At 37.4% G+C, this 13,799-nt stretch carries 12 protein-coding genes; 8 read left to right on the plus strand and 4 right to left on the minus strand.

Annotated features, from left to right (window positions below; translation table 11 throughout):
* Window positions 1-138: 138 nt before the first annotated feature.
* Window positions 139-435 (minus strand): ferritin family protein, encoded by a 297-nt coding sequence (locus G580_RS0104165; RefSeq protein WP_028841158.1) that lies wholly within the window; start codon window positions 433-435, stop codon window positions 139-141.
* 299 nt (window positions 436-734) lie between these two features.
* On the opposite strand from G580_RS0104165, the gene fdnG reads away from it, so the two are divergent.
* The 8 genes from fdnG (at window position 735) to G580_RS0104210 (ending at window position 10,939) form a co-directional block, all read left to right on the plus strand.
* Window positions 735-3,776: a formate dehydrogenase-N subunit alpha gene (gene fdnG, locus G580_RS0104175; RefSeq protein WP_083960796.1), complete on the plus strand. Its 3,042-nt coding sequence runs from the start codon at window positions 735-737 to the stop codon at window positions 3,774-3,776.
* Between the two features lie 59 nt (window positions 3,777-3,835).
* A complete protein-coding gene (locus G580_RS0104180) occupies window positions 3,836-4,564 on the plus strand; it encodes a 4Fe-4S dicluster domain-containing protein (RefSeq protein WP_028841161.1) in 729 nt (242 codons plus the stop codon).
* A gap of 128 nt (window positions 4,565-4,692) precedes the next feature.
* Window positions 4,693-5,445 carry a formate dehydrogenase accessory protein FdhE domain-containing protein gene (locus G580_RS0104185; protein ID WP_028841162.1) on the plus strand — a complete coding sequence of 251 codons (753 nt, stop codon included), beginning with the start codon at window positions 4,693-4,695 and terminating at the stop codon, window positions 5,443-5,445.
* Window positions 5,445-7,376 carry a molybdopterin biosynthesis protein gene (locus G580_RS0104190; RefSeq protein ID WP_028841163.1) on the plus strand — a complete coding sequence of 644 codons (1,932 nt, stop codon included), beginning with the start codon at window positions 5,445-5,447 and terminating at the stop codon, window positions 7,374-7,376. Before G580_RS0104185 ends, G580_RS0104190 begins: the two co-directional genes overlap by 1 nt.
* 64 nt (window positions 7,377-7,440) lie before the next feature.
* Window positions 7,441-8,706 carry a phenylacetate--CoA ligase family protein gene (locus G580_RS0104195; protein WP_051173087.1) on the plus strand — a complete coding sequence of 422 codons (1,266 nt, stop codon included), beginning with the start codon at window positions 7,441-7,443 and terminating at the stop codon, window positions 8,704-8,706.
* Window positions 8,707-8,731: 25 nt separating this feature from the next.
* Entirely contained in the window at window positions 8,732-9,151 is a 420-nt protein-coding gene (locus G580_RS0104200; RefSeq protein WP_028841165.1) for an ACT domain-containing protein, read from the plus strand.
* Between the two features lie 36 nt (window positions 9,152-9,187).
* Complete coding sequence (locus G580_RS0104205) at window positions 9,188-10,492, plus strand: phenylacetate--CoA ligase family protein (RefSeq protein ID WP_028841166.1); 1,305 nt, start codon at window positions 9,188-9,190, stop codon at window positions 10,490-10,492.
* Window positions 10,493-10,507: 15 nt separating this feature from the next.
* Window positions 10,508-10,939: an ACT domain-containing protein gene (locus G580_RS0104210; protein WP_028841167.1), complete on the plus strand. Its 432-nt coding sequence runs from the start codon at window positions 10,508-10,510 to the stop codon at window positions 10,937-10,939.
* A 6-nt stretch (window positions 10,940-10,945) separates the two neighbouring features.
* On the opposite strand, the gene G580_RS0104215 is transcribed toward G580_RS0104210, so the two are convergent.
* The 3 genes from G580_RS0104215 to G580_RS11615 are packed head-to-tail and all read right to left on the minus strand — an operon-like array spanning window position 10,946 to window position 13,796.
* Window positions 10,946-11,782 (minus strand): tetratricopeptide repeat protein, encoded by an 837-nt coding sequence (locus tag G580_RS0104215; protein ID WP_028841168.1) that lies wholly within the window; start codon window positions 11,780-11,782, stop codon window positions 10,946-10,948.
* Between the two features lie 3 nt (window positions 11,783-11,785).
* Complete coding sequence (locus G580_RS0104220; RefSeq protein WP_028841169.1) at window positions 11,786-13,372, minus strand: hypothetical protein; 1,587 nt, start codon at window positions 13,370-13,372, stop codon at window positions 11,786-11,788.
* Window positions 13,308-13,796 (minus strand): hypothetical protein, encoded by a 489-nt coding sequence (locus tag G580_RS11615; protein ID WP_028841170.1) that lies wholly within the window; start codon window positions 13,794-13,796, stop codon window positions 13,308-13,310. The genes G580_RS0104220 and G580_RS11615 overlap by 65 nt, the downstream gene beginning before the upstream one ends.
* Window positions 13,797-13,799: the final 3 nt, after the last annotated feature.

Raw genomic sequence — 13,799 nt, forward strand, 5'->3', positions numbered from 1 at the left:
AGAAACAGAACCAAAAGCTTGAACAGGGACAAAAAAGAAGCAGGCCGAAATTATCCATAAAAATACCTTTGAAAAAAACAACTTAACCCAAAATCCCATGATAAAAGATAGCTTTAGAGTAAAAATCCTAAACGATCGTTAGTTTTCTTCTTCGTCTTCTAAGAGTTCGCTTATTTCTTCTTCGCCAGCCTCGAGCTCTTCTTCCTGTTCTTCATCTTTGATTAAAAGCATCGATAAAAACTCTCCTACATGTGTCTTTTCTTCTCTGGCTATGTCAAGAAGTACAGCTTGTAAGTTTTCATCTTCAGTTAAAGAAGCAAGCTGTTCATAAAGGTTGATGGCATCAAGCTCAGCTATGATCGCTATCCTAAGAATCTGTTTATCTAAGTCCTCTGGATCAATCTTTGAAAGGTCAAAAGGTATCTTTGAAAGCATAGGAATCCTCCTATTTTAAGATATTATAACTATTTTAGCTTGTTTTTTTCTAAAAAGCAAGCTAAAAAGAGAGTTGTTGAATCTCATTAAATTATAACTAAAAAACCACTGCAAACACTAAGTTTAGTTTTCTTGATTGTTAACGAATATACAAAAAATTTGTATTTTAACACAAAAACTTCAAAAAATCAAACAATTATTTTTAAAAATTAACTATAATTAATCATTATAACCCTTGATTTTAGAAATAAAAAATCATACTAAATAATTAAAGAAGGAAATAAAAAGGAGGGTATGTTATGGGTGGAATAAGTAGGCGAAACTTTTTAAAATTGTCGTTAGGTTCTCTGGTTTTAAGTTCTATTTCAATAGACCTTACCCCTGTTAAGTCTTATGCAGCTACAGAACTCAAAATCAAAAACGCTAAAGAAAGTACCTCTATTTGTCCCTATTGTTCTGTAGGATGCAGTATAATTGTTTATACAAAAGGAGGCAAGGTAGTACAGGTAGAAGGTGATCCAGATAGCCCTATCAATCAGGGTTCCCTATGCCCTAAAGGAGCTTCTTTATTGCAAATGGCCAACAATCCTTACAGGGTTACAGAACCTCTTTATCGTGCTCCAGGAGCTACCGAATGGAAAAAGGTTTCTTGGGAATGGGCTCTTTCTGAGATAGCTAAAAGGGTTAAGGCTACAAGAGATAAATATTTTATTCTTAAAGATGAAAAAGGGCGAGTGGTAAACAGAGTTGAAGCTATTGCTCATGTAGGGTCAGCTGCCTTGGATAATGAAGAATGTTATCTCTTACAAAAACTGATGAGGGCCTTAGGATTAGTTTACATCGAGCATCAGGCGCGAATATGACACAGCGCTACCGTAGCGGCTCTGGCAGAGTCGTACGGACGTGGCGCAATGACCAACCACTGGGTTGACCTTAAAAACGCTGATGTAATCATCGTTATGGGTGGTAACCCTGCTGAAAACCATCCTATATCGATGAAATGGATATTGAAGGCCCAAAAGGAAAAAGGAGCTAAACTTTTAGTCATAGACCCCAAGTTTACCAGAACAGCCTCTAAAGCAGACCTGTATGTTCCTATCCGTCCAGGCACTGACATAGCTTTCTTAGGTGGTCTTATCAAATATATCATAGATAATGAACTCTACTTCAAAGAGTATGTAATCAACTATACCGACCTTTCTTATTTAGTAGATCCCAACTTTAAAGGTCCCGAAGACTTAGATGGATATTTTTCAGGGTATGACCCAAAAACCAGAAAATATGATAAAGCTACCTGGAAATACCAGTTAGACGAAAAAGGGGTTCCTAAAAAAGACCCAACCCTTAAAGACCCTAATTGTTTATTTCAGCTTTTAAAAAAGCACTATCGTAGATATACCTTAGATATGGTAGCAGAAATAACAGGTGCTCCTAAGGAAAAAATTCTTGAAGCTTATAAGATCATCGCCTCAACTGGGAAGCCCAACAAAGTCGCCACTATTTGTTATGCGATGGGATGGACCCAGCATACCGTAGGAGTTCAGAACGTAAGAGCGATGTCTATCATTCAACTACTTCTTGGTAACATAGGAATGGCTGGAGGTGGTGTTAATGCCCTAAGAGGTGAAAGTAACGTCCAAGGCTCAACAGATATGGGGCTTCTTTTCCATGTGTTACCCGGATATTTACCCACTCCAAAGGCTTCTTGGGTTGATTTAAAAACTTATATAGAGGTAAATACCCCAAAAACCGCAGAACCCAAGAGTCTCAACTGGTGGAAAAACAGACCTAAATACATCGTGAGCTTGCTTAAGGCTTTTTATGGAGATAATGCAACCAAAGAAAACGATTTTTGTTATGGTTATCTTCCTAAACTTGACGATAATACTACTTATAGCTGGTATGACATCTTTGATGCCATGTATAAAGGGAAGATTAAAGGATTTTTTGCCTGGGGACAAAACCCAGCCTGCTCCAGTGCTAACGCTAATAAGGTCAGAAAGGCTTTGTCTAAGCTTGATTGGCTGGTTTGTGTAAACCTTTGGGACAATGAAACCTCTTCCTTCTGGAAAGGGCCTGGGATGGATCCTAAGAAGATTAAGACCGAGGTGTTTTTCTTACCTTGTGCTTCTTCAGTAGAAAAACAAGGTAGTATCACTAATTCTGGAAGGTTAGCTCAATGGAGGTATAAAGCTGTTGAACCTCCTGGAAAGTGTATGCCTGATGCCGAGATCATGAATGAGCTTTATCATAAGATTAAAGAACTTTATCAGAAACAAGGAGGGGTTTTCCCTGACCCAATACTCAAACTTAACTGGAATTATGGGGACAAACATGTAGACATAGAAAAGGTAGCCAAAGAGATTAACGGTTACTATACCAAAGATGTGGTTTCTCATCCTATAGACAAAAAAACTTACAAAAAAGGACAACAGGTTCCATCTTTTGTGTTCTTACTTGATGATGGTTCAACAGCCTGTGGAAACTGGATTTTCTCTGCTTCTTTTACTGAAGCAGGCAACATGATGAAAAGAAGAGGGAAAGAAGATCCTACAGGTCTTGGTTTGTATTCTAACTGGGCCTGGTGTTGGCCTCTTAACAGAAGGATTATTTACAACAGGGCAAGTGTTGATCCTATGGGCAACCCTTGGGATCCACAAAGACCTGTTATTAAATGGGATGCACAGAATAAAAAATGGGTCGGAGATGTTCCTGATGGCCCACAACCACCTTTAGCGATGGAAGGAGGAGTATTACCTTTTATCATGAAACCCTCTGGTGTAGGAACTATATTTGGAGCTGGTTTAGCTGATGGACCTTTCCCCACTTACTATGAGCCTGTTGAATCACCTTTTAAGAACCTACTTTATCCGAAAGTCCATTTTAATCCTGTAGCCAGAACTTACGATAGTCCAGATGACAAATTTGTAGTAGGTACTGATCCTAAATATCCTTATGTAGGTACCACTTACAGGGTTACTGAACACTGGCAGACCGGTGTTATGACCAGACATACTCCATGGTTGTTAGAGCTTGAACCTCAGATTTTTGCAGAGATAGACCCAGAGCTTGCTAAGGAAAAAGGCATAAAGAGCGGGGATAAGGTAATAGTCTCCAGTCCGAGAGGAGAAATATGGGCAATAGCTATCGTTACAGAAAGAATAAGGCCACTTATCGTTCAGGGGAAGAAGTGTCATATGATAGGCATCCCCTGGCATTATGGATGGAAGTTCCCTAAGAATGGAGGGGATAGTGCTAACCTTATTACACCTAACGTGGTTGACCCAAATACCTTTATACAAGAAACAAAGTGTTTTATCGTAAACATAAGAAAGGCATAGCCCAATAAAAAGGAGGTAGGGGAACCTACCTCCTTGAAAAAATTAAAAGGAGGAAAAGTATGGCACGCAAAGCTTTATTAATAACTCCAGACCTTTGTGTAGGATGTAGAGGTTGTCAGGTGGCTTGCAAGTCTTGGAATGACCTTCCAGCAGAAGAGACCAAAAACAACGGAACTCATGAAAACCCACCAGACCTCACCGGATATACCTATAACCGTATCCGGTTTATCGAAAAAGTAAACGAAAAAGGGGAAGTTCAATGGTTGTTCGTAAGTCACAGGTGTTTACACTGTGGAGAACCTGCCTGTGTAGAAATCTGCCCTGTAAAGGCTCTTAAAAAAGATGCTGAAACCGGTATAGTTTATTATGATAAAAACCAGTGTATCGGATGTCAGGCCTGTCAAGCCGCATGTCCTTTTAACATACCAAGGTATGATAAAAACGGAAAGATTTCTAAGTGCCATTTCTGCATCGACAGGGTTAAAGCTGGGCTTAGTCCAGCTTGTGCTAAAACCTGTCCTACTGAAGCCATCAAGTATGGAAACCGCGAAGAATTGATTAAAGAGGCTAAAGCAGAAGGATACTCTGTACTTTATGGAGAAACAGAGTTAGGAGGCTTGGGGGTAGTGTATGCTCTAAAGGCTTCTCCTAAAGAGTATAACTTAGCAGAAAATCCGAAAAAACCGGAAAACTTGATCGCTATGGGACAGATGCTAAGAACCCTCATCGAGAAAGGAGTTGCCCTTTCACCTTCTGTGCTTAAAGACATAGGGTTGATAAAAGGATAGAAAAAAGAAAAAAACTAAAATCTTACAGAAAGGGGGAGGTATTTTCTCCCCCTTTTTTCTTTTTTATCTTAAGTTATTATAGAAGTAATGTGGTCAAAAAATCAATCCAAAACAAGAAGGAGAAAAAAATGGATTTAAAGATTTGGATAGAAAAACTTATCACAGAAAAACCACATTTAAAAGAGGTTTTAAGTTTATATGACAAGGTAGCAGGGTTTAACAAAGAATGTGAAAAAATTCTTAAAACCGAGAATCCTTCAGAAAGCTTGGGTAAACTTTTAGAAATTTTTGGGAAAACCTTTGAGGTACCCTATGAATTTATTTCTTTTTTAAAAGAGGGATTAGAAGGAAAAGAAGAAGAGATTTTTTTTTATCCTAAAAAATTATGGGAAATAGCTTTCCCTGAAGAAGAAGTTGCTGAGGAAGAGATAACAAGAATGCTCTTTTTATTAAGTATGCCTCTTTTTAGAAAACTTGCTTTAGAAGTTAGAAAGGGTAAGCTCAATTCAGAAGATCAGAAAATATGTCTTGTGTGTGGGAAGTTTTTTTCTTTATCGGTTATAGATGAAAACAACAAACGTTATTTTCTTTGTCCTGTTTGTGGTTATAAAGAAGAAGGACCAAGGATTGGATGCAGTTATTGTGGTCATACCAACTGTGAAAAGATAGACCTCTTGGTAGATGAAGATGAAATAAGGGTTGAACTTTGTAAGGACTGCAAAAGTTATGTAAAAAGTTTTAAAGAAACCATGTCCCTATATTTAAAATATCCTGACCCTTATCTTATAGACCTAATAAGCCTTCCTTTAGATGTGGTTGCCCAAGAACGTGGGTTTGTTAGAAGGTCTCCTAACGTTTTAGGGATAAGGGAGATTAAGTAATGGGAAAAAAGGTTTTTCATGAAATCTTAAGTCTTGAGGAAGCATTACACATTTTGGTGCAAAACTTTAAACAAAAGGTATTTCATCCTCTTCCTGTAGAAAAGATAAAGGTTAAAGAAGCCTTAGGAAGGGTCACAGCAGAGCCTGTATTTGCTAAACGTTCGTCTCCTTATTTCCATTCAGCTGCGATGGATGGTTATGCTGTTCATTCTAAAGATACCTTTAACGCTACAGAAAAAGACCCTGTGCTTTTAAAAATAGGAGAGCAAGCCCTCTGGATAGAGACAGGTGACCCTTTACCTGAGGGGTTTGATGCAGTTATTCCGGTAGAAGAGGTTAATGTTAAAGAAGGTTTTATCGAGATATACAAATCTTATCCCCCTTACCATGACGTCCGTCCTGTGGGAGAAGACATCGTGGCTACTGAGATGATCATTCCAGAAAATCATTTTATAAGACCCTTTGAAATCGGGGCTATGTTGGCAAGTGGTATCTTAGAGGTTGTAGTAAGAAAAAAACCCAAGGTAGGCATTATTCCTACAGGTTCTGAATTGTTAACTCCTGAAGAGGCTGAAAAAGAAGGTCTTAACCCACCCAGCTTGATAGAATATAACTCTTCTGTTTTGAAAGGACTTTTAGAAAAAGACGGAGCTGAGGTTAAAGTTTATCCTATAGCTAAAGATGATGAGTTTTCTATAAAATCTTCTATAGAAAAAGCTTTGATAGAAAATGATATGGTACTCTTAAATGCTGGTTCAGGCTATGGTAAGGAAGACTTTACCTATAAGGTGTTAAGTGAGTTAGGAGAGGTTATAATTAACGGGGTAGCTATCAAACCAGGGAAGCCCTTTATCGCAAGTTTTTGTAAAAATAAACCTGTTTTAGGAATACCTGGTTATCCAGTTTCAGCCATCTTTTGTTATCAACTTTTTGTAAGACCTCTTATTGAGCTTTACTTAGGGGCTAAACTACCCAAGGAAGAAAAGATCAAAGGCCTTCTTTCTCGTCAACTTTCTTCTCCTGTAGGAGTAGATGAATTTGTAAGGGTAAAGGTGGGAAAGGTAGGAGAAAAGTACATAGTTTCTCCTTTGGGGAGAGGAGCTGGATTACTTATGTCAGTGGTTAGGGCAGACGGTTATCTATGGATCCCAGCAGGTATTGAGGGATTTTCTCCTGGGAAAGAGGTAGAGGTGTTTCTCTGGAGAAACAAAGAAGAGATAGATTACACCTTAGTGTGTATAGGAAGCCATGACAATACCCTTGATGTGGTCTACAACTTCTTACGTAGGAAATATCCTCATATTTCTCTTTCTTCAGCTCATGTAGGATCTATGGGAGGTCTTATAGCTATCAAGAAAGGAGAAGCCCATCTTGCAGGCACACACCTTTTAGATGAAACAACCGGAGAATATAACATACCTTTTATTAAAAGAATCTTGCCTGAACGTTCGGTAGTATTGGTAAATCTAGTTTACAGGATACAAGGGTTTATCGTAAAAAAAGGTAATCCTAAAAACATCTTTAGTTTTTCTGACCTTACTCGAGAAGATGTGGTGTTTATCAACAGACAAGCTGGTTCAGGAACAAGGCTTCTTCTTGACAAACATTTGAAGGATTTAGGAATAAATCCTTCTCAGATAAGAGGTTATGACCAAGAAGAATATACTCATATGGGAGTAGCTCAGGCGGTTGCGAGTGGAAGGGCTGATGTAGGGCTTGGGATTTATGCGGCGGCTAAGGCTTTAGATTTAGATTTTATACCTTTAGCAGAAGAACGTTATGATATCCTTATTCCCAAGGAATTTTTAGACTTAGAGATGGTTCAGGCCTTTTTAGACATAATCAGAAATGACGAAGAGTTTAAAAAGATGGTGGTAAACTTAGGAGGATACGACGTAAGGCATATGGGAAAAATCATTTACGAAAACTAAAATTGATAAACCTTAGGAGGGTGGAAAGGTGGAGGTAAACTTTTGGGATCCAAAGATAGAGACTATGCCTCAACAAGATCTAAAAGCCCTGCAGTTAGAAAAACTTAAAAAGGTGGTAACGTTAGTTTATGAAAGGGTACCCCATTATCGTAAAAAGTTTGAAGAAGCAAAGGTAAAACCTGAAGACATAAAGTCGTTAGAAGATGTGGTGAGATTACCTTTTACTACTAAGGATGACTTGTTTGTAGACTATCCTTATGGGCTTTTAGCCGTACCTTTAGAAGAGGTAGTAAGACTACACACCTCAAGTGGTACCACCGGAAAACCAAAGGCGTTATTTTTTACCAAAAAGGATGTAGACGCTCAGGCAGAGTTGATCGCAAGGAATTTAGTTATGACAGGCACAACTCGAGGAGATGTGCTTCAAAACTCTATGACTTATGGACTTTTTACCGGAGCTTTGGTAATGCATTATGGGGCTGAAAAGTTAGGGGTTTTGGTAATTCCTGCGGGTCCGGGAAATACAGAAAGACAAATAGAACTTATGAAGACCTTTGGTACAACCTGCTTTCACATGACCCCAAGCTATGCCCTTTATGTAGCCTCTGTAATCTTAAATAAAGGCCTTGACCCAAAACGAGATCTAAGGATTAAAAGAGCCTATTTAGGAGCAGAACCTTATAGTGAAGAAACCAGAAAAAAGATAGAAGAACTATTAGGAATTGATGTTTACAACTGTTATGGTTTGTCTGAGATGGGAGGCCCTGGAGTAGGGTTTGAGTGTGTGTATAAAGAGGGACTACATATATGGGAAGACGCTTTTTTGGTAGAGATCATAAATCCTGAAACCGGAGAGCCTGTTAAGGAAGGTGAGATAGGAGAATTGGTGTTAACTTCGCTTAACCGTGAGGGGATGCCTCTTATTCGCTACCGAACAAGGGACCTCACGTTCTTTTTTACAGAACCTTGTGCCTGTGGAAGGACCCATAGAAGAATTAGCAGGATTTTAGGACGTGCAGACGATATGTTCATCGTAAGAGGGGTAAACATCTTCCCTCAGCAAATAGAATCAGTGTTGATGGGTATCAAAGGAGTAGCTGAAAACTATCAAATAGTGCTTGAAAACTACGATGAAATGATAGTAAGGGTAGAAATAGACAGAGAATTTTTTGACGGAAGGATAGAAAGGTTGCTCAAACTAAAAGAAGAGATTGTAGAAAAACTGAGAGAAGCCATTTTGGTTAAACCTAAGGTAGAATTATTAGAACCTGGAACCTTGCCTGTAAGTGAAGGTAAAGCTAAAAGGGTGATAGATAAAAGGACTTTATAAATTCTAAAACATTTAGGAGGCTTTTATGTACAAGGTAGAAATTATCTCTATATTTGTGGAAAACAAACCTGGTAAGCTTGAAAAAATTACCAAACTGCTGGCAGAGGCATATATAAACATACTTGGATTTTCTATCACAGATGCCAGGGATTTTGGTATCATAAAATTTTTAGTAGACAAACCTAAAGAAGCCTATGAGCTCTTCAAAAAAAATGGGTTTGTGGTAGCCTTAAACCCTGCCTTAGGAATAGAGATGAAAGATAAGCCAGGTGGTCTCTATGAAGTAGTAAAGTTTATTTCTTCTAAAGGAATAAACATAGAAAATGCTTTGGTTTATGTAGCAGAAAGTAGGGAAAAAGCCTATTTTATTTTTGAGGTAGAAAATTTTGAAGAAGCCCTAAAAAAACTCAAAGACAACGGGTTTGAGCTTTTAAAGCTTGTCTAACACATATAAAACATGTGTAGAAGGAGGGGAAGTCTGATGTTTTGGGACAAACAGTTAGAATGTATAGAACCAGAGAAATTAAGAGAAATCCAGCTTCAAAGGTTAAAAGAGATAGTCAAACGAGTTTACGAAAAGGTTCCTTTTTATCGAAAAAAGTTTGATGAAGCAGGGATTAAGCCTGAAGATATCAGGTCTTTGGAAGATATTAAATACCTTCCTTTTACCAGTAAGAATGATATGAGAGAGGCTTATCCCTTTGGATTGTTTGCCGTACCTCTATCAGAGATAGTGGAAATCCATACCTCAAGTGGCACCACCGGAAAGCCTGTGGTTGCCGGATATACGGTTAAAGACATCGCCCTTTGGGCTGAGGTGATGGCCCGTTGTTTGATTATGGTAGGGGCTACCAAGGACGATATCGTTCAGATAGCCTATGGTTATGGTCTATTTACCGGAGGGTTAGGTTTTCATTATGGAGCCCAGAAAATAGGAGCAACGGTAGTTCCTGCTTCAGCCGGGAATACAAAAAGACAGATAGAACTGATGAAAGACTTTGGAACCACCTTTATAGCCTGTACCCCTTCTTACGCTCTTTACCTGGCTGAGTATGCAAAAGAAGAGATGGGTATAGACCTTTCAACCCTAAAGCTTAGAATAGGAAGTTTTGGAGCAGAGATGTGGACCGAAGAAATGAGAAGGGAAATAGAGAGAAGAATGGGGATTAAAGCTTACAACGTCTATGGCTTAACGGAGATTATCGGGCCTGGAGTAGCCCATGAATGTTCTGCTCAGCAAGGCCTTCATGTGTGGGAGGACCATTTTTACCCAGAAATCATAGACCCTGAGACAGGAGAACCTCTTCCTGAGGGACAAGAAGGAGAGTTAGTTTTAACCAGTTTAACCAGAGAAGGTATGCCGATGATAAGGTTTAGAACAAGGGACATCACCACCCTCCATAGAGAAAAATGTGCCTGTGGAAGGACCTTGGCAAGGATAGAACGGATTAAAGGAAGGTCTGACGACATGATAAAAGTAAGAGGGGTGATGATCTTTCCGTATCAAATAGAACAGGCTATCCTTGAGGTGCAGGGCGTAGAACCTCATTATCAAATCATCCTTACTCGTCCTCATTATCTGGATGAAGTGGAGGTACAAGTAGAGATGTCTAAGGAAATCTTTTCAGACGACGTAAAAACGATAGAAACCCTAAGAAAACGTTTAGAAAAAAAGATAGAACAAACGGTTGGGGTAAGGGTTAAGGTAACGTTGGTTGAACCTAAATCTATCCCGAGAAGTGAGGGTAAAGCCAAAAGGATCATCGACAAACGTAATCTTAAATAAACCAGGAGGATTGGTATGAAGATTAAACAGATATCAGTGTTTTTAGAAAATAAAAAAGGTAGGCTTTATGAAGCTTTAAAGGCTATAGCAGACCACGGGATAAACATCCGGGCTTTGTCTATAGCCGACACCTCTGAGTTTGGAATCCTCCGAATGATAGTGCCACAACCTGAGGAGGCTAAAAAAGTTTTAGAAGAAGCGGGATTTACCACTAAGATAACCAACGTGGTTGCCGTAGGGATAAAAGATGAACCTGGAGGACTGGCAGGAGTACTTAAACATCTTTACGATGCAGACATAAACGTAGAGTATATCTATGCTTTTGTAGAAAAATCTGGAGAAAAAGCAGTGGTGGTTTTAAGGACTAACAACTTAGATAAAACCATAGATTTATTACAGGAAAAAGGGGTTCATCTTTTATCCTGGGAAGAAATCAAAGAACTTTAAGTGTGATTATTTTTGGCAAAATTCTTTAAGAAGAGTTATTTGCTGGTGTAAATCAGGATTGTTTTCTAATTTTTTCAATTCTATGCAAGCTTTGGTAGTGTCTCCTTTTTTAAAATAGGCTATTATTAAGTTGTAATGTATCATGGGATCCTTGTTTAAAGATAAGGCCTTATTAAAAAAATTTATAGCCTCCTCAAGCTCTCCAGCTTCCATCAAACAAGCTCCTACATTGTTCATCACCCAAGGGTCCTTTTTTTCTTTTAGATAACTTTTGTAATAAAAGATTGCTTTTCGATAATTTCCTTTTTTTCTTTCTTCTTCAGCCATAATTAAAAGGTTATTCAACAAATCTTCTTGGGTCATAAGAAAGCCTTCTACAGGTTGTTCTTTATTCGGTTTTTGAGAAAAAGACGAATAGGAAGGGCTTGGAAGACTTGAAGGATAAGAGTTATAGACTTTTTTTTGAGGTTTGTTCATCATAGAAGATGGTCTATTAGGTTTTCCTGAGGGGTTAGAGGGTATGGTTTTAGTCATAGAAGAAAGATTTGTGTCTGTCGATAAAGAGGCTGTGTTATTAGGAAGGTTATTCCTTGGTATTGAAGAAAATTGATTGACAAAAGTATGGTTTTTATTTTTGTTTAAAGGAAGAGAAAATTTAATATAATAACTTAAAAAAAGTAGTCCTATTCCTGAAATAACGGTTAATCCTAAAAATCCCAGGAACAAAACCATAGGTCTTATTTTCAAAAACTGCCTTATTCTTGTTAAAGTCTGTCTGTTTAAATCCTCTTTTGGAGTTTCTCTGTCTTTTATTTTTTGCAAAATATCGTAAAGTTTACTCATTTTTTATATTAAGTTTACTTTTATGATTATTACCAGCTCAGTTTTCTGTTTAGAACTCTGTTTGGTTTTAAAAAGGTTCCCCAAAATAGGTACATCCCCTATTCCCATAATTTTTTTCTCGTTGGTTGTATCTTTTTCAAGAATAAGTCCTCCTAAAACTATTATATCCCCTGGGATTGCTTTTATTATAGAGGTAGCTTCTCGAAGGTTTACTTCTGGTAAAGTTATAGAGGTATCTTGGCCAAAATCTTCTCTTTTTAAAGCAATAATGTCGCTTTTTATAGGTACTACGTGAAGAAAAATCTCATCATTTTCTGTAAGATAAGGTGTTACAGCTAACAAAACCCCTTCAAAAATAGAAGATGTTTCTATATTAGTTTGGACCTGGGCTGTTTGTTGAGCTGAAACCAAATTTCTGGTAATTTCTTTTACAAACTCTACAGATTTACCTACACTTATCAAAGCAGGTTGTCCATGGATAACTCTTAAACGAGGGTTTGAAAGTAGATTTATATTCCCATACTGCTTTAATGCGTTTAAAATCAGGTTGAGATTAGGTGTCCCCCTAAAAGAAAGAGATATGGTGGGTTCGTTATTTTTTGTGGTTAAACGAGAGGTTAGCTCGTCCAAATGTATCGAATTTTGGCCTAAAGGTAAATTAGCGATTTCTAACCAATCAATACCAAGATTATGTTCTTTATTTAGTACTACCTCTATAATTTTTGCCTCAATAACTACCTGTTTTTTATACTTTGTTTTTAAGTTTTCTATAAATTTAGCAATCATTTTAAGATGGCTCGATCTATCTTTGACGTATAGAGTACCTGTAAGTCTATTAAGGGTATAAAGTCCCTCTTCACTAATTAGATCTTGGAGTGAATTCTCTATCTGGGTATATACATCTATATGTTTTTTTTCTAATTGTCCTTTTATTTCGTATTTTCCTTTCAACCCAGAATTACCAGATGAAGAAGTTCCTCCGGTAGAACTGCCTGAAGAAGTTCCCATCCCTGTTGCCCCACCCAGCACATCTCCTCCTAAATTAAACTCACTTTCCTGAACTAAATGTAAAAAATCTAAATGAAAAGTCCTTTCTTCGAAAGGAGTAATATAAAGAACTCCTTTTTTGATTTGATAGTGTAAGTCTAAGGATTCAACAATAGATTCTAAGATATTTTTTAATGGTTGGTTTTGGAACTGAAAGGTTATTTTTCTATTTTCCTGAGGAACATATTTATACACCTCAGGAGAAATCACTATGTTAAGACCTGCTTCTTTAGCCAAAAAATAAAGAACGTTGTCAAAGTTCTCATCTTTAAAAGAAACCTTAAGCACCTTGGTTTCAAGTGGAGAAACTTCTTTATATAACGGGGTTAATACCTTATGTTTTGAAGGGGCTTGCGAAGAATTAGAAAAATTAGAAGCAGGTTTTTGAGTTTCGTTAAAAGAATGAAGTTTTAAAAAATCAGAAGAGTTTTTTTCCACTTCATAGTCTTTAGCCGCACAACTTACTAAAAAAACAAAACTAAAAACTAACAGTTGCTCCCAAAAAAACTCTTTTAGTCTGTCCTTTAACCTGTAAATCCACATAATAGTCTCCTATTTTCAAAACCTTTATATCCTTGTTAATCTTGCTTTTTTCTGCAAACACTCCTCCGTTTATTACACATTTTTTATTCTTCCCCTCTATATAAATCATATTTAAAGTCATTTTTGGTTTTTCAACAAAAGTATACGAAGACGTATATAAAGACGAAGATTTGGGAAAATCTTGGAATGGAAGTAAAAAAGGATCTTTATTTATGGTGTATCTTTCTGTTAATTTAAGCGGGGTCAAATAGCGTAGATTATTAAACTCATGGATAATCTCTATATAGGTTGAAGACAAAGTGATTGCACGATATAGGTCTGACTCAAGTTGTTTCTTTGTAAAAAGTAAATAGATTAAAAAGCTCAAAAACAATACTACACAGGGTCCCCAAAAAATTAGATATATCTTATACTTCTCTTTCATAAC

Origin of the sequence: Thermodesulfobacterium hveragerdense DSM 12571 (genome assembly GCF_000423845.1) — a bacterium.
Taxonomy (GTDB): Bacteria; Desulfobacterota; Thermodesulfobacteria; order Thermodesulfobacteriales; family Thermodesulfobacteriaceae; genus Thermodesulfobacterium; species Thermodesulfobacterium hveragerdense.